Origin of the sequence: Alistipes sp. CHKCI003, assembly GCF_900021155.1 — a bacterium.
Taxonomy (GTDB): domain Bacteria; phylum Bacteroidota; class Bacteroidia; order Bacteroidales; family Rikenellaceae; genus Alistipes; species Alistipes excrementavium.
Genome location: NZ_FCNT01000005.1, coordinates 1 through 20,319 on the forward strand (window position 1 = coordinate 1; position 20,319 = coordinate 20,319).

Below are 20,319 nucleotides of genomic sequence, written 5' to 3' on the forward strand. Positions count from 1 at the left end.
GGACGAATTAATACCTCTTACGCATAGCGTGCGAGTGGTTAACGCCATTATCGACTGTCTGGATGTAGACGATATTCTTCATACTTATCGCGGAGGCGGTAACAGCTGTTTCCATCCTCGTCAGATGAGACGAGCATTCTTGTTGCCGATGTTCGTTATTTCGACGTTGTGAAGAAGGTTTAATTTAGAACTTGAATAGATATACAACAAACCAGACTAAACTCCTATAATTGACCTTTTGCACGGATTACGTTCATGTTTATATTTTTAGGAGACATAACCTCCTATATGGGGCAAAAAGCCATTTTATATTTACTCTTTTTTCTTTTGGCCAGCAAAATTCCGTCCCCAGAATGTCCCCGACACACTTCACATCATACACAACTATCTAAACATCAATAATATGAGCAATTTCAATATTTTCTGCATCGGCAAATAATCATACTCAATTAATTGATTATCAATATATTGCATAATAGATAATGAAAAATAAAAGAAGGAACAATCCAACTTAGATAATATTGATAATCAACACATTAAACACAGTTCATGGAAATTCATAAATTTCTATTAACTCATCCACCAAGGCTGTGGTACGAGTTTTGATGTCCTCAATCGTCCATGTATCTTTAGTAGCTATCCCACGATTTATTTCAAGCCCGTTCTTATAACCTATAAAGCGTTTGCCGTCCTTACTTTTTCGGTCGCGCTTTTCTTCAAACGACTTGTTGCCAAGTGTACTATTATAACCCGTAATAGTAAGGTTTCCAATTTTATGGGTGTACTCCTCCAGATACTTTTGGGCTAAATTCTTATCGCCATTAGCAATCATATCCACCCAACATTGTGGAATATTTTCCCCTTCGGGGAAGATATGTTCGATAGTCCACACAAACACCTTCTTATCAGTACGTCTCCATAAATCAGTCCATGTCTCCTGTGTCATGGCAGACTCTGCGAGTTTACAAAGTATGTAGCGCGTAGCACCTACATTATCTTTATATACATCACCTTCCAAACTTCGACGGAATTGCTCATCGGAAGCACAATTGGCAGGTATACTCAGTATGTCCACAATCAGTGTCATTACATCATTGCCAACAGAATTCGATTCTTCTATTTTACTGATAATATCCATAAAGATTCGAGTCAAATCACGTGTATTTGGATAGTCCGTGATATTTCTGCGAACAAAATACTTAGCAAGTAATCGGATGAGTTGGTTGATTTGATCTTCAGTAACAGTAAGTTCTTTCTTATTTCTCATCACGTACATGAGGAGAAGGTAAGAAGGGGCACCTTGGATATGGTCGAGGTCTTCCAGAGCTTTACGATAGGTCGTTTCTGTAGAATCTTGTAGAATGAGCCAAGAATAAATTTGCCCGCAAAGTAAAATATCATCGAGGAAAGAAGGCAAGTCTTTATTAATAAGACTCTCAAAAATATTGAGCAAATTAGAGCGAGTGGCCACAACACCTAACGGGTCTTTCTTGCGGTCATTGGTACTCTGGAAAGGCTCATTCAAACGATGCTTGAAGGCATTATAATAGTGACGAAAAAAACGTTCCTGTATCCCATAGTCATCGGATAGGTTGCCGAGCAACATTTGCCAACGGTTGAAGCAGTCGTCAATAGTCAGATTGTTACTCTCCGCCCGTGCCATAATAAGGTTCTTCATCAAATCGATCGCGGTCAATGGCGTTCCTCGATTGTTCAGTGACTCAAACAGCACGTAAGCGTCAGAATGAGTAGAGACCTCTATCTTAACCAGCATGGCTTGCTTCACTTTATTGTACTTACCCAACAAGAAATTGATAGCATTATGACCATCCATACCCTCCATCTCTTTATCGAGACGCTTTAAGAAATAGGTGTAGCAACGAGCAATTTTTCTCATGGGGTAATAGGCGCGCTTTGGTACAGTAGATTTTCGCAACCCTACCTCGGTCAATAGGTAATCAAAATCATCCTTATTGAAATTCTGCACCTGTGGCACCAGCTTCATTTCGTTCGGAGAATTCTTGCTTTTCAGCGACTTCCTTAATGATGGTATCACGTCTTCGTCATCCTCACTCAAATCGTCCTTATATTCCTTCAAGCGAGTATAAATAGCTGTTAGGAATAGGCTGATGGTAGTCAGTCGCTGCTGACCATCTATCACTTCTAAATAAGGATTGATAGCATCGCCCAAAGGAATACATATGATAGATCCTATGAAATACTCATCGTTGTTCTCACTGATGTCATCGTAAAGAGCTTCCCATTCGCGATGACTCCACGTGTATTCACGCTGATATTTTGGAATAGTATAGTAAAAATTACCATCCGATGAAAGAATTTCGTAGATATGATATTTGTTAACGCTTTGTATCATGATGTTATGTTTTACTCTGTTTTATTTCCTATGAATCGTTCCCATATTCTTCTCAATTTCATTATACAAAGCTAATCCTTTGGTTGTAAGCAGATATTTCTGTCTCGGATGATTTGGCTTTTCTGGGTAGAGGACCTTGATGAAACCCGCTTGAAAAGCCGGATTGATATAATTCTCCAAAAATGTCGGACGATGTTTCAAGCCGACTTTCTCCATCAATACTTTTAACGATAACTGTTCGTTTGACAAAGCTAACAACAAAGCGTGAACTTGTTCGGTTACTTGTACGGCAGGTTGTTCGGTACTTGTACGGTCGATTTGCTGGACTTGTTTTGCCGTCAGCTCTTCCGGAGCATTAATCACCATATACCGATTCCGCAACTCATTCGTTTCACCCAATAGAAGATTACGAAAGAACCGCTCCAAATATTCGGAATTACGCATAATGCCTTTTTGCACGTTTTGGTAGTTGGCGCGTACCAGCGCATTACGGAAATACCACGAATGATTGGCGAACAGGTCGTTTGTTACGTCAAACCCTATAGAACGTAGATAGAGAATCGTGAACACAGCAGTCGTCCGGGTATTTCCCTCGCCGAACGGATGGATTTGCCATAATCCCGATACGAATTGGGCGATGTGGCTCACCAATCCATTCCTGTCCACTTTTGAATAGTCGAACTGGCGTTCTTGTTCCAAGTCGTATTCGATCGCTTTGCGAAGGTCGGGTGCGGAAACATACAGCACCGTATCACCGCGCAGCACCCATTCCTTTTTGGTAATATTGTAATCGCGGATTTGTCCCGCAAATTTGAATACCCCGTCAAAAATCCGGCGATGAATTGATGTCAGTCCGACAAGTGTAAAAGCAAAAGTTTTCTCGGTAAGAAGTCGACGGATGTTGGTTGATGCCATATCCGCTTCGTGTATTTCCGCATCTTCGGGCGTATGTGCTATTTTCGATTGATAATAGCTACGAATAAGTTGTTCGGCTTCGTCGATTGTTATCTCGCCCTCAATATCTTTACGTGCGGTCTCAATCAAGTAGTCAGAAGGTTTCAAGCCATCGACGGCCTGTAATCCGATTGCGGTCTGCCATGCATAACCTTTTTCCCGTTTTTGCGGCTCGCTTTGGCGAATATATTCATCAAAGTTTATCATAAGCGTTACAATATCAGATGTCACCAATTATTCCAATTGTTTCCGATAGACGGAATCTAATGTATTTCCATCCTTATCTTTCCAAACAAGCCAACCGTTATTGCTGCTTCCGATACAGAAATCGGCAGCAGTACTGGGACTTGAAAAAGTTTTATCAGAGGTCATTATCAATTTAGCGCCTTTGAACATAGTATATTCACGCAACATCTTTTCGCGCTTCTCCTTCCACTTAAACGAAGGTCCCATTTTTGGAACAATTACACTCCCTTTTAGCACGGTAAATCCGTCAGAATTGTAAAAGCCCGTTGCATCACAACCTCTTCCTTTAGTATAAAATAAGTGTTCAACTTTGGGTTTAGCCAAATTGAAAATATTACAACCTATAAAAGACGCCAAAAATTTCACATCCTCGAAAAACTCATCTATTGTATCCAACCGATACTCAGGCAAATTAGGCGCTTTAGGAACTTGCTCGTTATCGCTCAACACGAAAGTATTCGCTTTTTTCGCAGAGACAATCGCCTTATGCTCCAAATATTGCACATCAGCTTTTGTTAAATCAGCATCCTTTGATACGAATATGAGTGCCTTTTGCCAAAACAACTTTTTATTGTCATGGTCTTTCACTCGCTCTCTGAAGTTTTCCGTTTCTCCGATATAAGCCTGAGGCTTAGTCGACTCATCTTCTCCGATCAAGATATAAAACGCAGGTTTATGTAGTTTCTCCTGTTCGTTCAAATAGGCCAAATTTGAACGAGGAATCACAAACATCTGGCAAATCTTATTACTTATAAATGCATACTGGATTCCTTGCGGATCTCCATCTATAAGATATGTTGTTACTGTTTTTCCCATAATTATACACCATAATGTTTTTCTAATCTATCAACTAAGCCATCTACAAGTTGTTTGTAATCTTTAAATCGCAACTGAGATAAATTTCTCAAGTTAAACCCTACGAATTTATCAATATCTTTTTTCTCTTTATTATGGTTTGTATCTTCTTTATACAGTAATATCATATTAGGAATCATATTATGAGATTCCGCAACTCCCATAGCATAACCAATTTCATGATAAACATTGATATTAGAACTACTCAAATCTGCGATGATTAAACTGCATGATTTTATAGCCTCCAATATGCGATCTTGTATTGAAAAGGTACTTGATTCGACGGTCCTATCAATACGAATGGGAGTCGCATTTAGACGAATACTCTTATGCTTTTCATTGAATCTTTCTATAGCTCGTGTTATTTTTTCATATATTAATTCACTCTGAGAATCTCCGAATTGCATAGATATAAAGATTTCATTTTTCTTCGCTTGATATATTTGTTCAAACATCATGATAAGATTGACAGCAGAATCTTTGGACAAATCATCAGGCTCTATTATTTTATTTATACCATTGCGTTCTGCCCAATCGATAAATGACTGCATTTGCATCTTATCTAAAATCGCATAATACACAAGAGCACATAAAAATGCAATGTTTCCATGAGCTTCTTGACTAAATGATCTATATACTCCTACTAAGAGTGTAAGTGCTTCTGATATTATAGATGAGTTCTCACAACTTTTTAGATAACGTCGAAGATTAGTTGCCTTATATTCTAAATGGGCTATTTTGTACTCTAAGCTAATGTGGTTATTTTGTTCTAACTTTAATTGCTCTTGGATTTGGCTTATCTCTAATTTAAGTTTTTTATATGTGACCATCTCTTCAAAGCCCGTTTGGTTCAATTCGAGCTCCTGAATTTCATCGAACTTTGCCTTGACAGTCTCCTCTATGATATTCATTTCATTTTGAATGCTGGAAATATCCCTTCTCGTTTTCTTTAAATCAAGTACACATTCTTTCCTTTGTAGATAAAGAGTTTCCTTTTGAGAGATGAGTAACCTTGCAATAGACAAACAGGTTGTCCTATAATAGGATTTTGAAATATCATCTACAACCGATAACCATGGGATCGCATTAAATTGTCCAGTCTTAACGACTTCTATTAAATCTAACGCTAATGGATATTCCTTTCCTAATGATTCTTTATTATCAAAAGCGCCAATATCATGAATAATTCTCAGGCTCGCTTCTTGTCGTAATGGAAGTTGTTTAAAGTTGATATTGTGGAATATACCGGCTTCAAACTTATCTCCGAATTCTTTTTCCGAAAATATAACAGTAAAAGGAACTATTAATTTTTCAAGTTCAAGTTTGTCCGCTTTTGCTTCATCCCAGAGAGCCTCATTATTTTCATCAAATATTTCAAGGCGGTGATTCCCGTCTACTCTAACAAGTTCGTCATTCGCATTTTTTGTCAAACTAGCATGACGAGCCCTATATCCTTCATATGGAAGTCGTTCGCTTAAAACTTTCAATCCGGGAACAAATTGAGCATCATCCCGATCTACTGCGTTGTCTATACCAATATTTTTAGCGAACTCGGTATAATTTGCAACACGACAGGCTAATGTTATCTCTGGAAAATATTTATACTCACCAGATGCCAAAAACTGAATGATACTTTTTTTGTGCTCTTTGTCTGCGTTTCGCTGGTAAGATTTAGGCCTGTGTGATATTTGGGCTAAATCTTTTATTGCCGCAAATCCTCTTAATACTACATAGTGATCAAATGTCTTATATATGATTCCTTCTAATTTTGCCATGCCACATGCTTATTTTATACTAATTCCGTAAAATGCCTTCATCATCCTAATATCATTTTTTCTATCGTCGCTTTTGCTTCCGCCAAAACTTTTGAACCTTCACTTTGCAGTTGCTTGGCTCGTTCTTTTATTTGTATTACGGTCGCTATAATGGATTTCTGAACATCAATTGGAGGATGTGGAATAACAATGGATTTCACATATTGACTGGATACACGCTGTTGTCCGGCAGATCCTCCGAATGAATTTTGAGCAGCCTTTAAGACCGCATGATGTCGTAATACGAGATATACATAGTCAATTATCAAATCGTCTGTTTTAGGTCGGATCACATAATATTCCGTGGAACCACATCCAACGCCATTGGTTAAATTTCTTGCTATGGCCGATTTCCCATTCTGCATACAAGGTGTAATCTTGGCCCACAGCAAATCATTCTCTTCGAACTTTGTATATCCCTTAGTTTTTGCAATCGTAGTTTCTCGCTGTTCCTTAACCTCTCCAAACGTGTCATCAATACATTCCATCGGGATAAATGAGATCGGCGTATCGTCTGCCAATTCTGTAAAGCGAATCGTCGGATCAATATCGACGATAGAAAATAATCTCTTATTGGGATATATTCCCGAAATCATTTCAAAACGATCTTTGTAAAAAGAGACATCCAATCTATTTCCGATCATTTCTGATATTTTTTTTGTAAATACAGATTCCGATGAAACCTCTTGTGATGGATTAATAGATAAAGCCTCCAACAAATAGTCGTCAATACTTTCTAATAATTCTTTTGACTCTTTATCCTTTTGCAATTTCGCATTTTGAGCTGTTGTATAGATATCAACTATTTTTTGTTGGATTCCTATTGGAGGAAGGGGGATTTGTAATCCGCTGTATTCTTCTGCGTTTATATTTGGTTGTCCAGTACTTCGTTGTGTAGCTTTGACCCAATCTTTAAATATAGTCAACCGGGTATATATGAAAAAATAATCTGGATTTATCCTTTCTTCATCTACAATAAAACGAATCATATATCCCGCAAAAAAGCAGGGATAACTAATTCGATCTGATTTGTGGAGATATGATTTTCCAACAGTATTGCCACTTCTCGCTATGAGAATATCATTATTATTAAGAATATATTTACCATTAATAGTCTTCGCTGTAACTCCTATATCATCTGATAATTCGCCATTTTCAGTTATATCCGTAATTCGAATATATCTGGCTGCGTCTAAACTTTCCCGGATGACACCAGCCTCAGCGGCACCATATTGAGGTTTAGATTTTAATAATCGAGATAAAGCAATCGTTGGATAATGAAAATTGAGCGTATTGTATTTATACAATACGTATGAAAAATCGTATCTGTTACCAAGTATTTCCTTAATATGGATATTGTATAAATTCATTTTATTTGGCGTTCAGAATAAATTGATAAATCTTAGAAGCAACCTCAGGAAGTTCTGTTCCAGCTATCTTTTTCCCGGTAGCGTCATATCCTATATTATTAACTTCTACCATTAATACCTCATAGTTATCGGAATACTTAAAGATGCGTTCTTTATATAATTCAAGCATCCGCTCTGCCCGTTGTTCCTTATCCCGCCCTTTTTCTTCGCGAACAAGAGCCTTAACATCACTTAATGTCCGCTCAAACTGTTGAGTCAGTCTTTCGGGATGTTTTTTCAAGAAGAGAACAGATGATTTTACTCCGGCCTTGACATGGGCAAAGGTGTGTTGCGGCAATGATACGACAGCCAAGATTCGGAACTTTTCAATCAACCAGTCTCGCACGTATTGGCTCGACGAATTGGTCAAGATTCCGTCTGGAACAACAATCGCAAGATAGCCGTTCTCCTCGTTCAAATATTTATAGCATCGTTCCAAAAACAGAACTTCGGTACTTTGCGAGGCCCGCCACTTGTTCTTGTTGTTATCGTCAGCGATTCGATCCTTAGTCTCCGTAAACCCAAGATTTTTCTCGAACAGTTCATACTCCTTGTAATATCCGACCTCATCTGCTTTTATCGTCGAACCGAAGGGGGGATTAGTCATTATCAGATCGAAAGTCCCATCCTGGAAATTGAGATTGCGATTCTCAATTTCCAAAATACGGTTATTTTTCAAGCCATCATTGGTGATGATGTTGGTATGACCATCGTCATGAATAATCATGTTCATCTTCGCTACGCGCGAAATTTGCTCATTGATTTCAATACCGAACAAATGCTTCTCGGCAAATACATGCCAATAATCTCGCCATGAGGCGCTGCCTATTTCATCACTAAAAATTTCATTAGCGTCATCTCGCACTGCTTTTAATGCATGCAACAGGAATCCTCCGCTTCCACATGACGTATCGAGTATCTTCCAGTCTTTATTAACACCGATGGCTGATACAATAAACTCAACAATAGGCTTAGGCGTAAAAAACTGGCCGAAATCACCGCGGAAAAATTCACCTATAAAACTCTGGAATGCCAAACCTTTGGCATCGAGGTCTGTTTTGGAGAGATTTATATCCTGAAGATATTGAACAACGGTGTAAATTTTATGCTTGTCCAGTTTAATATCATCCTTGAACACTTCGGGGTCTTTCTTTCGTCCATGCTCGTAAAGATCGCGTATACGAGCTTCAAGCTCGACTTTTGCTTTGTTGTTTTGAGGATCCTCGGGATAATGTATTATCTGAAAGTTATACGGTCGCCCTTTACTTTTCGGATCGTTATCACGCCAACGTTCGTCCCATATCTTACAAAAGATGAGTTTATCCAACTCGTCAAAAGCCGTAGTTGGCGCCAATGCTCCACCTCCCCACAATGCATCATGAGCTGATTTAAACTTTTGGATCAATTCACTTTGCGTTCCTTGAGGGGGCTCGATTACACCCTTGACATATTTGAAACGTTTAACTTCTCCATCTCTTTTGGGAATATCACTGATGCTAATACGGGAAACGGGAGAGATATTTGTTATTTCATAATACTCATCTTTGATCCCAGATGTGACCCAAACATATCGAGCAGCTGATGCATGGGCATAGCTATACGCCTGATCTACGGCAACCTGAAATTGTCGCTCATTAATATTCTCCTCCTTGCATTCTACAACGATTAGAATTTTGCTATGAGAGTCGTTATACACGAGTATATCCGCTTCTCGAGTTTCTGAACCAATCTGGACAGATTCGTTAACCGAGATATTTGAGGCTGGGTAGTCGTAATCGTAGATTAATTTCAGATATGTTTCTGCTTGAACAAATTCCTCGGGATTTTGCAAGCGGCGTTTCGTCTGATTTTTACAATTATAACGAATTACTGCGTTACTTTCATTGATAATAATATACTTATCTCTGATCCCTTTTTGAAAAAGATCTGAAACCAGTAATTCGTTTATTTCGTCTTGTGTCTTAGCCATATACTATGATATTTAATTTTTGCTATCTATTAAATCTTTAGGATCAACTTGAAGAATGCGGGCTATCTCGAAAAGTTGTTCGAGACTTGGCTGGCGGCGATTACAGACATACGCATTTACAATACTAAAACTCTTGCCGAGTTTTTCGGCAAGCCAAGTCTGTTTAATCCCTTTTTCTTCAAGGACCTCTTTTATCCGATTCATATATACAATCATTTCTATCAAATAAATTTTTCATAAAGATATGAAAAAAATTGCGACATAAAGATGAAATAATAGAGACTTTTTCAGTGAAAATAATTATTGGAGGGGGGCATTTGGATACTATTAACATAAAATCCGTATCTGATTCTTAGTGGTGACTATGTCATGAGGAATCAAAAATTTATCGTATATCCACAAACAGCAACCACCTATCAAACAATAATTAATATAAGGGAATAGGATGGGAAACTCTATACTAAACTAAATGCCAAACAAATAAAGGGGCCATCTAAACTTGTTAGACAGCCCCTTTACTTTTCTCTTTCGTTGATTTTGAATACGGGGGCGACTTTTTTATTGCTTACCGAAAAAGGCTTCTATATCATCAGCACAACGGGCTGCATTTATTCGTGTTGTGATCCTTCTTGTGATCCTTCTTGTGCGTCTTCACGTTTCTGAGTCTCTTGTACCGTTACATACATCTGGTTCCGGCTCGTCGGGTTATCCGGCTCGGTCATTGCCAACACGCCTTCTTCAATCATAGGATTGATATACAGCCTCTTGAAACTTACCCTGTCTTTTAGCCCTATGTTATCCATAATTTCGGAGAATGATTTGGGTTTTTCGCAAAACTCCAAGATTTGTCTTTTCCTCCAATTTTTCTTGATGGGCCTTCTTGATGGGTTTTCTTGTGTCGTTTTTACTCCCAGCCGCAGGGTCAGCACCACATAGTCAGGGCGCATTTCCTCCGCAACAGTAGGATGCGGCCAGCCTAAATACTGCCAACCGCTTACGATTTTATCCACTCCGCTTCCGGCTTTCTCGGCACGTCCGAGCAGCATGAACATCTTTTGCAGGGTCGGATTGCGGCAAATGCTGCGTCCGCCCTCGAAATACTGCTGCCGGGAAACCAGCAACATGCCCGGATTCATAAAAACAAAACTGTCGTCGGTACGCTCCACGATGATATGCCCCTGTGCGTTTACGTCTTGGTGGATAATGCAGTTGATGAGCGCCTCCCGCACGGCGTCATGGGCCGACGTACTCCGTCTTTCATCATGAACGGGCGGGGCAGCGATTGTATCAGGCGGTTATATATCCTGATGTAGAACTGGTAAAGGTTGGCTTCCCATGTCCCGTCCGGATAGATGCGATGCGTCCACCTGATATCGGGATCATCGGTGGCGAGCCGTTCCCGATAATCCACGAAATACATCGGGTCGCCCGAACGGTTGATGATGCTGTCGTATTTACCGAACATCAACAGGCCGGCCAGTGTGAATCCCTCTTTCCCGGTTTCGTATTCCGTAGCGTATGCCCCTGTCTTTTTCAGAAAATCCATGTCGCTGATTCCTACCCACGGATGGGACGGTTGCAGGCTCGCGAGGGTCTGTCGATACTGTTGCAGGGATTCCATATCTCTCTCGAAATCGAACCCTGTGAGGATGCGTCCGTCTTGCGGGTGACGGTCGTGTTCGGCGTCCGCGAACATTCGTCTTACCTCCGCATCGGTACAGAGGTAATCCCCTTCGTGGTTCCTCCGGTAAGTGTTTCCGAACGGATTGGTGGAAATATAAACCGGGCGGAGTTCGTAGCTCGCACGGGGAATATAGCATACCAAGATGTACGAACCGTCGATCCGTTCTATCCTTACGTCCGCTTCATGGGGTAGGCAAACGCTTATTTTCCCTCTGTTGTGGGCAGCGTCCCAGAAAATTTTCTTGTAGCGTACCACCGGTCTCTTCCGTCAGTCCGTCAAGGGAAAAGCGGTTTGCTTTTTCCACCACGCCGAGCACGATCGTTCCGCCGTCCGTATTGGCGAAGACCGAGTAGGTTTCCCAAAAACTACCGGGAAATCCGCCCCGTGCCGATTTGAACTCGACTTCCGAAGTCTCGCCTTGAGCGATCAACGACTCGATTCTACTGTTTATCTCTGTTGTATGTTCTGCCATGACGATACGACGTTTAGGGGCGCAGCAGTTCCCTGTGGCTCACATTGAGTAATTCTGCTATTTGGGAGAGGGTGTATAGGTCCGGTTGACAAGTATTCGTACATCATTTCGATACGGTGGTCGGATTTACCCCCAGTTGTTCGGCCAGCCACAAGTTGGTTTTCCCTGTTTCCGACAATACAGCCTTTATGCGGTTGATCTCTTTTGCCATTTGCAAATGAATTTGTTTTAAATGCAAATATAATGACTTTCCCAGATAAAACTGATTAGGATGATAGATCTTACTTTTTCTCCTCATGTTGAAATTCGTTTTACAGAAAAACTTCGAGGTTTTGAACTCTTCCACTTTCGTGATATTCATTTCTTGTGTAAATCATACGGAAAAAGCGTACCTTACGTTCGTTTTAACAATATGTGTGGAAAAGTTAAGGAAAATTAATTCCCAGTCAAATAATGAAGTAAAGTTGGAGGCACATTTGGAAGGAGAAACGGTGGGGCTGACGCAGGAGCAGATAACAGAACTGTCTTGACATGGAAGAACAGTTATCACAAAGCACATCAATGACAGACAATCGCGATGGAACTACCAAACCCGTGCGATCATGCAGCAGCTCATAGCCGAAGGCATCTTCACGAAAGGCGGGTTTGCCAAAATTGTCTTTTCCGATGCGATGATCGCATATAACCTATTATTAACGAAAAACAATGATAATGGATGTTCAAAGAAATTATTACGGTCGTTTATGTACGGAACTGTATGAAATCCTACATGAGAAAGCCCCGCAGGATGAATTGAATTTCTATCTGTCTTATGCCCGGAAAGGGCAGTGCATCTTGGAAGCCCTATGCGGAAGCGGACGGTTCTTTGTCCCTTTTTTGGAGAAGGGATTTGAGGTAAAAGGGGTAGACAATTCCCCTGAAATGCTTGATAAATTAAGGCAGAAAGCCCCTTGTGCCGATGTACGGCTGGCAGACATGGAACGGTATCATCCCGATGAACGCTTTGACTATGTGTTTATTTCATCCGGCTCAGTCTCTTTATTTACGGACATGCAGCAGTGCCGGCATATTCTGAGGACAGTATATGATTTGCTCAAAGACGGAGGAAAATTCGTGTTTGCCGTCGATACAATCGCCAACCGTTGTGAAGACGATGAGGACTACAAACTTTCCGTATCAGTAAAGACAGAAGAGAACCATGACTTAGTGTTGAAAACTAAAAACCGTTATGACGAACATACCCAGACATTGTTCTCTCCCGGTGTTTATGAATTGTATGACGGCGGCAAGTTGTTACGACGTGAATATATGGACTTCCAAACCCACCTTTATAGATTGGGCGAAATGGAAGCGATGTTGCAGAATGTAGGATTTTCCTCGATTGCCGTGTATTCCTCCTTTGAAAAAGAGCTTGCCGTTGACAATAACTCTGAATTTTTCCTATACGAATGTAATCGTTAAAAATTATAAATTTACTTATCGCTGCTCGTATGAAAGGCAATGGCAGCATAACAATTTCCTGTGATATACAGATAATTTGAAAGCGGATAAGATGAAAAGGGAGGAATGTTGTGTCCCGGAATAATGGCGGGCGTATTGTCCGAGAAATAGATTAGGACATTTATCTCAAAAATGGAAGATGCAGGAGTTATACAGAAAAAGGTGCACGCAAATATACCCGCTATGTAAAGTTGTCGGATTTCCCATTGTTTGTTTAGGGCCGCAAAAACTAATTTTACGTCTGCAAGATTCCTTGCAAATAGATTCAAACAGAAAAATCCCTACAATAATTTTGTGATTATCGCAGGGATTTGATTCATTTAGTACCAGTTTGTTCAGCACGTCATTTATCATATCATCCGTGTCTTGCCTCACCTGCCGTCTTTATTCCCTAATCTCGGAGCTACGGAAACAATTCGGGGTCTCTCCACTCTATCTTCTAAGCCCTTCTGCCGTATCGTGTCGGACATATTTTTATCCGGTGGTTCCATAAAAAACGTCAAGATTCCGTATCATCGTTATTCCTCCTTACCCGTTTGGGTATGAACTTGTTTATCTGTTTCAATGCCATCGGGGGCATGGGCAGTTCGGGCAACAGTTCGAGCAAACGCCGTTCCAGCCCTACCACACGCAGAAGCGAGATAAAATTGCCCAGTGTGATGTTCCGGTTCATCCCCTGTTCGAGATGGCTGATGGTGGTCAGGCTTACCCCAGACTTCTCCGCCATTTCCTTTTGGCTTATACGCGCAGCAAGACGATACTCCTTCAGGCGCTGGCAAAAGAGGGAAATGATGTCCTGATTGGTGATTGTCCATATAGCAATATATTGCTACTTATTTGCAAATATAGAAATAAATATCCATATATCGCTACTATTGATATGCTTTTTCACTTCGCGTTCCGCTTGTTCTGTATGTCTTTTATCATTTCTTTGACCTCTTGCCCCACCTGCACGAAATTTTTGTAGAGAATACGTTCCCGTTCGTCCCGTGATTTGAACGTGTAGAATTTCGGCAGCGGCACATACGCGGCTTCTTCTTTCTTTATTTCCTCCATGTCGAAGTCCGTTTTACAGAAGAATTTCGAGGTCTTGAACTCTTCCGCTTCCTGAATGTTTATCGAGCCGTCCACACCGGTTTTCGTCTTGATGAAATCTCTCGCCGTCTGGCCGCAGATCCAGCCCGTCGGCATGTTCGAAATCTTCGATGCCGGCACGAGGCTGTCCGTGTTCTCGTTCAGGTTGATCGAGGTCTTGTCCCGGTTTATCGTAACGCCCTTCTTGAGCTGCACGACCTTGCCAAAAATGTCGCTCGACAGCCATTTCAGCGTCTCTTTGGCGCGTGCCGAGCCGCTCACCACGTTACCTACGGTCGTAATGATCTTCTCCATACCGACCTTCCCGTAATCCGCTTCCAACTGCGGCAGCTCTTAGAAGCCGAGCGTTACGCTCACCTTGTTGCTTCGCGCCGTACCGATCAGTCGGTCTATCTTGTGGAAATACAGCGTCGGCAGTTCGACCGATAATGCTCCGATCGCTTCGTAAATCGTTTCGATATCCTTGCGCACGTCTTGCGACAGATCGTTGACTCCGCCCAATATCTCTTCGGTCGCTTGTTCGAGTTCGAGAACCCGCTCCCGAAATCGTGCGATCTCGACCGATTCGGCGGTTCGGGTCAGGATGCAGTTGCGCATGGCGACGAACGCATCCATAATCGAGATGCTGACCTGAATCGCCGTCGGGCTTCGCAATACGGCAGACAACATCGAAACGCCTTGCTCCGTAAAGGCATAGGGAAGATATTTCAGGTGTTTGCCTCGTTCGAGCGGCATATCGTTTAAGGTGCCAATTCGGCACCTTAAAGCCTCCTCTTTGGTCAGCTGAAACATGAACCGCTCCGGGAAGCGCTCGATATTTCGTTTGACGGCACGGTTGAGAGCCTTGGTTTCGACGCCGTACAACTCCGCGAGGTCTTTGTCCAGCATCACCCGCACGCCGCGTACCTCGTGAATCTTGTTCTGTATGATTTGCAATTCCATAAGAATCCGTTTATAAACCGACCGCAGCCGTTGTAGGGCGAATCATCGCCTTGGCGTTCAGCTTGCCGGCGAGGACCTCCATGTCGTTGTTGATCTTCGTGTCGATGACCCGCGCATAAATCTGCGTCGTCTGAATATTCGTATGTCCGAGCATCTTCGATACGGTTTCGATCGGTACTCCGTTGGCCAGCGTCACGGTCGTAGCGAAGGTGTGGCGGAAACAATGGAATGTCAAATCCTTGTCGATGCCGCACACGCTTGCAATCTCTTTCAGGTAGGAGTTGACCTTCTGATTCGACGGGACGGGGAAAAGCAAGCCGTCTTTGGTCGTACCGCCGTATTTCTCGATCAATCGTATGGGAACGTCGAGCAGGCGCACATGCACGGGAACGTCGGTCTTCTGCCGTTTGGTGTCGATCCAGAGATTGCCGTCGGGCCATCGGCGGAGCATATCGGCGGATAGATGTTTGAGGTCGATATAGGCCAAGCCGGTATAGCAACTGAACAGAAAGAGGTCGCGGATGACTTCGAGCCGTTTCATGGCGAATATCTTGTTCGCGAGGCGGTCCAGTTCTTCGTCGGTCAGGTAGCCTCTGTCCACCTTCTCGAAATGGAGTTTGTAGCCCGCCAGCGGATCGTTTTTTCGACCAGCCGTTCAAATAGCCTACGTGCAACATGGTCTTCAGTTGCCGCATCAGCTTCATCATCGAATTGTTCGTCAGCCGGTAGTTCATGCGCAGCTACCGGTCGAAATCGGTAGCGAAGCGGGGATGTAGCTCCTTGACCGCCATATCGGGCAGGCGGTAGCGCGCCTGCATGAACTCCGCGAGTCGGTTGCGGGTCAGTTTGTAACGCAGGTACGTTTCGCGGCAGCATTGCTCGGTTTTGAGCTGGTCGGTATAATCTTCGATGAAACGGTCGCAAACCTGCAATAACGTAGTGGCATTCCGGTCGAGTCCCGTGATGGCATTTTTGAGCTTGCCGGCCGTGATGACCTCCTCGTGCCGAAGCATCTCGTCGTATTTGCGCCGTATCAGTACGCGCAACTCTTCGAGCATCTCGTTGATCTGCTTCTCCTCTTTGGTTTTGCCCGCCGTGCGGTAATCTTTCGGCAGCCAGCGGTCGGGGTGGATGTACATCCTCGTAGCGAAATGCACCATTTCGCCATTGACGGTGATACGCGCCACGATAAGGAGGGTGCCGTCTTTGCGGATCTTGCCTTTCTGAATGATAAAAATTACGGCGGAGGTCCTTTTCTGTGCCCGTAACCTTCGGGATGGTCTCGCGGCATTTTCGTGTAACCGCTGATTCGTGTCTTTCTTCATAACGATACTTTACTTATTGGTGTAACAAAAATAGTCCAACACAACTATTTGATTGACAAATAGGTAAAGTCAATGAAGGTCGCCGCGAAGACAAGCCGAGGCAAGGTTACGCGATTGCGTTGCGCCGGTTACGAATGGGTTACGTTCGGGCGTCCCGAAGTGTCCGCAGGAACGGATTCGGGGTGATTTCGCGTAAGCCATATGTAACCTGAAGCAGATTTCCTAACGCTTTGACGCATCGTGCGATAGGGCATAAACAAAAGAAAACGAGACAGTTGTGATAACCGTCTCGTTTCTTCGTCTGCGGTGCGTAGGGGACTCGAACCCCTGACCCCGTGCGTGACAGGCACGTATTCTAACCAGCTGAACTAACGCACCTTATTGCTGATTGCGAATGCAAAGGTAATACAAATTTTCTTATCTCCAAATCTTTTTTTCATTTTTTGAAAAAAGAAAAATGCACGCTTCCGTAACTCCTTGATTGCCAAAACTCCTTTCTGGCGGAAAAATCTTTGTCGCCCGAATGTTCGAAGATGAAGATACCGCCCGGCCGCAAAATTTCGCTGTCGAGCACCATCCCGACGACCTGCTCGCTCGCCGGCAAATCGTAGGGCGCATCCGCGAAAATCAGGTCGAACTGTTTGGGGCAGCTTTTCAGGTAGAGAAAAACGTTCGCTTTGACGGCGTAGAGGTTTTCGATTCCGAGCTGCCGGGCGGTCCGGCGGATGAAATCGTAGTGTACGGCATTGATCTCGACCGAGGTTACGCTGCGAGCTCCGCGCGATGCGAATTCGTAACCGATGGAACCCGTGCCGGCGAAGAGGTCCAGCACGTCGGTCCGTTCGTAATCGACGAGGTTGTTCAACACGTTGAACAGGTTTTCTTTCGCAAAATCCGTCGTGGGCCGTGCCCGTAGATTGCGGGGAGGATTGATTGCCCGCCCGCGGTATTTTCCGCTGATTATGCGCATACGATTTTCTTGAAATATCCTTTCAGCGCTTTGACAGGCTCCGGGCCCGCGTCGCCCGAGATGCCGGCCGCGAAATCCGCCAGAGGAAATGCGGCCGACAGCCGTTCGAGCAGGAAGCGGAAATCTTCGCCGCCCGTGCACGGCACGACCTCTGCGAATTGCAGTCCTCCGTCGTACACCTTAATATAAAGCAACTCCCCACGCAGGGAAAACCATGCCGCACGCGGCGGTAGGGCGGGTTCGGACAGCAGGGGAGAGACGAACCGAAGTCGCCCGCCGAATTTTTCGCGCAGCATTCCCACGGCCTCCGCATCGGCAGCCATGACCGCGACGACGGGCCGTGCCGGATCGCTCCAGACCGGAATTTCGTGTGCGCCGCATCCCGTTCCCGCGACCCTGAGATAGGCTCCGGCCGTTTCCGCCGCGAACTCTTCCCGCGGGACGAGCTGCGTCTTCTCCGTCAGCACCTCCACGCCGACGGGGGCCTTCCCGCCGGCCTGCGCGAGTTTTTCGGCGGCTGCGCGCAGGCTTTCCGCCGAAAAAGAGTGTCCACCCAACGTGAGCTGAATGGACACCCGATTTTGCGCTTGCGGAGAATCAGTCCTCCCAGTTGCCCGCTTCATTGTTGGCGGCCTCCATGGAGCCGAATTTGACTCCGGCGTAACGGTTGAAGTTGTTCACCTCGTCGTCGATCAGGTTGATGATGTCCTGACGGTAGTTGACCGTATCGAGGAACATCTTGTACGGTGCGCGCACTTCGATCACGGGGACCGAGACGTTGCCCGTGCTGACGGTGCCGGCCTCCATGATATACTCCTGACGGTTGTCCGTGAAGGGAATGTACCTCAGATCGTGGACCTGCTGCGCGGTCAGACGGCGGGGCGAGAAGACCGTGTCGATCACGGCCACTTCGAATTTCTCGATATTCTTTTTGCCGCTCTTCTTGAGCTGCGCCATGGCCACGGAATCGTCTTCGTCGACCAGCTTGCGCTCCATGGTGAGGCTGTCGTGGAGGATGAAGTCGGCGAGCGTATCGAAATCGGAGGTGAAACGCTGGTACTTGATCTTGAAGGCGCGCTGAGCCGACCGGATGTCCTTGAGCCGCTCGATCACGGCGCTCTTGCGCTGCTTGAGCTCGTTTTCGAACTTGATCGGAGTGGATATCTGGTCGTAGATCACGTACACCAGCCCGATGATGACTACCGCGAGAATAATTTGAGAAATTTTCTTTACCATTTTGAATATTTGTTATTAAGTTTGTACAAATTTATTCGAATGCTTAGTACGGATATTGCGACCCAAATTTACGCCAAAATTTGTTTTGAAACAACGGTTGGTCAAAAAAAAATCATAGAAAAGTTATCCGAATTTGTCGTAGACGGCGATTTTTCCAAGATTTTCGTGCTCAACGGTTACGCCGGCACGGGCAAGACCACGCTGATCGCCGGACTGGTCGCGGCGCTCGAAACGTCGGGGATAAGGAGCGTGCTGCTCGCGCCGACGGGCCGGGCCGCCAAGGTGTTGGCGCGCTATTCGGGCCGGCAGGCGCTGACGGTCCACAAACGCATCTACCGCCAGCGGACCAATGCCGCCTACGAATCGAAGTTCACGCTCGACTTCAATGCGGAGAAGGGGGCCGTCTTCATCGTCGACGAGGCTTCGATGCTCTCCGACACGACGGCCGACGGGGCGCTCTTCGGCAGCGGATCGCTGCTGTCGGATCTGGTGCGGTATGTCCGCAGCGGCCGCGGCTGCCGTCTGGTGCTGGCGGGCGACAGCGCCCAGCTGCCGCCCGTGGGTGCCGATTGCAGCCCGGCGCTCGATCCCGCGTCGCTCTGTCGCTACGGCGAGCCGGTCTGCGGGACGCTCGACGAGGTGGTGCGTCAGGAGGCCGAGTCGGGCATTCTCTTCAATGCTACGTTGGTGCGGTGCATGCTCGAAAACCGGCTTTTCGAGGTTCCCCGCTTCGAGCTGGATTTTCCCGATTTCGAATGGATCGAGGGCGGCGAGTTCCTCGAAAAATTGCAGGATTGCTACGACCGCTACGGCCGCGACGAGACGATCGTCGTTACCCGTTCGAACAAGCGGGCCAACCGTTACAACGAGGGAATCCGCCGCAACGTGCTCGGGGCCGAGGAGGAGATCGAGAGCGGCGACCGGCTGATGGTGGTCAAGAATAACTACTACTTTCCGGAGCATACGGAGAATTGCCCGATGAACTTCATCGCCAACGGCGACGTCGCGCGCCTGAAGAAGATCCGCCGGTTCGAGGAGTTCTACGGATTCCGTTTCGCGGACGCCGTGCTCGCGTTCGACGACTACGACGATACGGAGATCGCCTGCAAAATCCTGCTGGACACGCTCGCCTCGGAGGCTCCGTCGCTCACGCGCGAAGAATCCGCACGTTTGTTCTACGAGGTGGAAAAAGATTACACGGAGATCGGAAGCAAGTTGAAACGCTTCAAGGAAATCCGTGAGAATCCGCACTATAACGCGCTTCAGGTGAAGTTCGCGTACGCCGTAACGTGCCACAAGGCGCAGGGCGGCCAGTGGAAGGCCGTCTTCGTCGACCGGTGCCTGTTCGGCGACGAGCCGATGACGCACGACATGATGCGTTGGCTCTATACGGCCCTCACGCGCGCCACCGAAAAGATCGTTCTGGTCAATTTCGATGAGCGTTTCCGATGAACCCGCGCTGCTCGGATTGGAC

At 44.9% G+C, this 20,319-nt stretch carries 21 protein-coding genes, 1 tRNA gene and 1 pseudogene; 3 read left to right on the forward strand and 20 right to left on the reverse strand.

Translation table 11 applies throughout. The annotated features are described in order from the left end of the window. Positions 1 to 547: 547 nt before the first annotated feature. The 11 genes and pseudogenes from BN3659_RS00285 to BN3659_RS00325 all read right to left on the reverse strand — a co-directional run bounded on the left by BN3659_RS00285 (position 548) and on the right by BN3659_RS00325 (position 11,988). A complete protein-coding gene (locus BN3659_RS00285) occupies positions 548 to 2,374 on the reverse strand; it encodes a DUF262 domain-containing protein (protein ID WP_091533643.1) in 1,827 nt (608 codons plus the stop codon). 21 nt (positions 2,375 to 2,395) lie between these two features. Continuing rightward, a complete protein-coding gene (locus BN3659_RS00290) occupies positions 2,396 to 3,535 on the reverse strand; it encodes a Fic family protein (RefSeq protein WP_091533662.1) in 1,140 nt (379 codons plus the stop codon). 27 nt (positions 3,536 to 3,562) lie between these two features. After that, on the reverse strand, positions 3,563 to 4,390 hold the full coding sequence (locus tag BN3659_RS00295; RefSeq protein WP_091533645.1) for a GIY-YIG nuclease family protein: 828 nt from the start codon (positions 4,388 to 4,390) through the stop codon (positions 3,563 to 3,565). Between the two features lie 2 nt (positions 4,391 to 4,392). Next, positions 4,393 to 6,204 (reverse strand): hypothetical protein, encoded by a 1,812-nt coding sequence (locus tag BN3659_RS00300; RefSeq protein ID WP_091533646.1) that lies wholly within the window; start codon positions 6,202 to 6,204, stop codon positions 4,393 to 4,395. A gap of 41 nt (positions 6,205 to 6,245) precedes the next feature. Continuing rightward, a complete protein-coding gene (locus BN3659_RS00305) occupies positions 6,246 to 7,613 on the reverse strand; it encodes a restriction endonuclease subunit S (protein ID WP_091533648.1) in 1,368 nt (455 codons plus the stop codon). Between the two features lies 1 nt (position 7,614). After that, positions 7,615 to 9,621, reverse strand: a complete 2,007-nt coding sequence (locus tag BN3659_RS00310; protein WP_091533650.1) for a restriction endonuclease subunit M — start codon at positions 9,619 to 9,621, stop codon at positions 7,615 to 7,617. A 12-nt stretch (positions 9,622 to 9,633) separates the two neighbouring features. After that, entirely contained in the window at positions 9,634 to 9,825 is a 192-nt protein-coding gene (locus BN3659_RS00315; RefSeq protein ID WP_087264329.1) for a helix-turn-helix domain-containing protein, read from the reverse strand. A gap of 404 nt (positions 9,826 to 10,229) precedes the next feature. Further along, positions 10,230 to 10,787: a Fic family protein gene (locus BN3659_RS13385; protein ID WP_253181043.1), complete on the reverse strand. Its 558-nt coding sequence runs from the start codon at positions 10,785 to 10,787 to the stop codon at positions 10,230 to 10,232. Between the two features lie 20 nt (positions 10,788 to 10,807). After that, positions 10,808 to 11,242, reverse strand: coding sequence for a hypothetical protein (locus BN3659_RS13390; RefSeq protein ID WP_253181044.1), 435 nt, complete (start codon positions 11,240 to 11,242; stop codon positions 10,808 to 10,810). A 244-nt stretch (positions 11,243 to 11,486) separates the two neighbouring features. Further along, positions 11,487 to 11,777 carry an AlbA family DNA-binding domain-containing protein gene (locus BN3659_RS13395; RefSeq protein WP_253181045.1) on the reverse strand — a complete coding sequence of 97 codons (291 nt, stop codon included), beginning with the start codon at positions 11,775 to 11,777 and terminating at the stop codon, positions 11,487 to 11,489. A gap of 13 nt (positions 11,778 to 11,790) precedes the next feature. Beyond that, positions 11,791 to 11,988: pseudogene (locus BN3659_RS00325) on the reverse strand (helix-turn-helix transcriptional regulator). Between the two features lie 60 nt (positions 11,989 to 12,048). On the opposite strand from BN3659_RS00325, the gene BN3659_RS12995 reads away from it, so the two are divergent. Both BN3659_RS12995 and BN3659_RS00330 read left to right on the forward strand, forming a co-directional pair. Then, positions 12,049 to 12,216, forward strand: coding sequence for a hypothetical protein (locus BN3659_RS12995; protein ID WP_171847655.1), 168 nt, complete (start codon positions 12,049 to 12,051; stop codon positions 12,214 to 12,216). A gap of 272 nt (positions 12,217 to 12,488) precedes the next feature. Beyond that, entirely contained in the window at positions 12,489 to 13,238 is a 750-nt protein-coding gene (locus tag BN3659_RS00330) for a class I SAM-dependent methyltransferase (RefSeq protein WP_091533663.1), read from the forward strand. Between the two features lie 538 nt (positions 13,239 to 13,776). Here the strand turns inward: BN3659_RS00330 and BN3659_RS00335 are convergent. The 9 genes from BN3659_RS00335 to BN3659_RS00370 all read right to left on the reverse strand — a co-directional run bounded on the left by BN3659_RS00335 (position 13,777) and on the right by BN3659_RS00370 (position 18,845). After that, complete coding sequence (locus BN3659_RS00335; protein ID WP_171847660.1) at positions 13,777 to 14,100, reverse strand: helix-turn-helix domain-containing protein; 324 nt, start codon at positions 14,098 to 14,100, stop codon at positions 13,777 to 13,779. Between the two features lie 65 nt (positions 14,101 to 14,165). After that, positions 14,166 to 14,693: a TraG/TraD/VirD4 family protein gene (locus tag BN3659_RS13000; RefSeq protein ID WP_262480977.1), complete on the reverse strand. Its 528-nt coding sequence runs from the start codon at positions 14,691 to 14,693 to the stop codon at positions 14,166 to 14,168. A 12-nt stretch (positions 14,694 to 14,705) separates the two neighbouring features. Continuing rightward, positions 14,706 to 15,314 (reverse strand): ORF6N domain-containing protein, encoded by a 609-nt coding sequence (locus BN3659_RS13005; RefSeq protein ID WP_171847657.1) that lies wholly within the window; start codon positions 15,312 to 15,314, stop codon positions 14,706 to 14,708. Positions 15,315 to 15,324: 10 nt separating this feature from the next. Further along, a complete protein-coding gene (locus BN3659_RS00345) occupies positions 15,325 to 15,915 on the reverse strand; it encodes a site-specific integrase (protein WP_171847658.1) in 591 nt (196 codons plus the stop codon). Positions 15,916 to 16,054: 139 nt separating this feature from the next. Beyond that, positions 16,055 to 16,639: an Arm DNA-binding domain-containing protein gene (locus BN3659_RS00350; protein ID WP_091533654.1), complete on the reverse strand. Its 585-nt coding sequence runs from the start codon at positions 16,637 to 16,639 to the stop codon at positions 16,055 to 16,057. Positions 16,640 to 16,943: 304 nt separating this feature from the next. Then, positions 16,944 to 17,017, reverse strand: a tRNA-Asp gene (locus tag BN3659_RS00355). A 58-nt stretch (positions 17,018 to 17,075) separates the two neighbouring features. After that, complete coding sequence (locus BN3659_RS00360) at positions 17,076 to 17,609, reverse strand: RsmD family RNA methyltransferase (RefSeq protein ID WP_091533656.1); 534 nt, start codon at positions 17,607 to 17,609, stop codon at positions 17,076 to 17,078. Next, positions 17,600 to 18,166, reverse strand: a complete 567-nt coding sequence (locus BN3659_RS00365; protein ID WP_091533657.1) for a hypothetical protein — start codon at positions 18,164 to 18,166, stop codon at positions 17,600 to 17,602. The genes BN3659_RS00360 and BN3659_RS00365 overlap by 10 nt, the downstream gene beginning before the upstream one ends. Before the next feature lie 40 nt (positions 18,167 to 18,206). Further along, positions 18,207 to 18,845: a hypothetical protein gene (locus BN3659_RS00370; protein ID WP_091533658.1), complete on the reverse strand. Its 639-nt coding sequence runs from the start codon at positions 18,843 to 18,845 to the stop codon at positions 18,207 to 18,209. Positions 18,846 to 18,884: 39 nt separating this feature from the next. Between BN3659_RS00370 and BN3659_RS00375 the strand changes: the two genes are divergently transcribed. After that, positions 18,885 to 20,297: an ATP-dependent DNA helicase gene (locus BN3659_RS00375; protein ID WP_091533660.1), complete on the forward strand. Its 1,413-nt coding sequence runs from the start codon at positions 18,885 to 18,887 to the stop codon at positions 20,295 to 20,297. Positions 20,298 to 20,319 lie beyond the last annotated feature (22 nt).

Excerpts from the sequence above, each read along its gene's own strand:
- BN3659_RS00285 (WP_091533643.1), bottom strand. The coding sequence starts at position 2,374 with ATGATACAAAGCGTTAACAAATATCATATCTACGAAATTCTTTCATCG.
- BN3659_RS00290 (WP_091533662.1), bottom strand. The coding sequence starts at position 3,535 with ATGATAAACTTTGATGAATATATTCGCCAAAGCGAGCCGCAAAAACGG.
- BN3659_RS00295 (WP_091533645.1), bottom strand. The coding sequence starts at position 4,390 with ATGGGAAAAACAGTAACAACATATCTTATAGATGGAGATCCGCAAGGA.
- BN3659_RS00300 (WP_091533646.1), bottom strand. The coding sequence starts at position 6,204 with ATGGCAAAATTAGAAGGAATCATATATAAGACATTTGATCACTATGTA.
- BN3659_RS00305 (WP_091533648.1), bottom strand. The coding sequence starts at position 7,613 with ATGAATTTATACAATATCCATATTAAGGAAATACTTGGTAACAGATAC.
- BN3659_RS00310 (WP_091533650.1), bottom strand. The coding sequence starts at position 9,621 with ATGGCTAAGACACAAGACGAAATAAACGAATTACTGGTTTCAGATCTT.
- BN3659_RS00315 (WP_087264329.1), bottom strand. The coding sequence starts at position 9,825 with ATGAATCGGATAAAAGAGGTCCTTGAAGAAAAAGGGATTAAACAGACT.
- BN3659_RS13390 (WP_253181044.1), bottom strand. The coding sequence starts at position 11,242 with ATGGAATCCCTGCAACAGTATCGACAGACCCTCGCGAGCCTGCAACCG.
- BN3659_RS13395 (WP_253181045.1), bottom strand. The coding sequence starts at position 11,777 with ATGGCAGAACATACAACAGAGATAAACAGTAGAATCGAGTCGTTGATC.
- BN3659_RS12995 (WP_171847655.1), top strand. The coding sequence starts at position 12,049 with ATGATAGATCTTACTTTTTCTCCTCATGTTGAAATTCGTTTTACAGAA.
- BN3659_RS00330 (WP_091533663.1), top strand. The coding sequence starts at position 12,489 with ATGGATGTTCAAAGAAATTATTACGGTCGTTTATGTACGGAACTGTAT.
- BN3659_RS13005 (WP_171847657.1), bottom strand. The coding sequence starts at position 15,314 with ATGGAATTGCAAATCATACAGAACAAGATTCACGAGGTACGCGGCGTG.
- BN3659_RS00350 (WP_091533654.1), bottom strand. The coding sequence starts at position 16,639 with ATGAAGAAAGACACGAATCAGCGGTTACACGAAAATGCCGCGAGACCA.
- BN3659_RS00360 (WP_091533656.1), bottom strand. The coding sequence starts at position 17,609 with ATGCGCATAATCAGCGGAAAATACCGCGGGCGGGCAATCAATCCTCCC.
- BN3659_RS00370 (WP_091533658.1), bottom strand. The coding sequence starts at position 18,845 with ATGGTAAAGAAAATTTCTCAAATTATTCTCGCGGTAGTCATCATCGGG.
- BN3659_RS00375 (WP_091533660.1), top strand. The coding sequence starts at position 18,885 with ATGCTTAGTACGGATATTGCGACCCAAATTTACGCCAAAATTTGTTTT.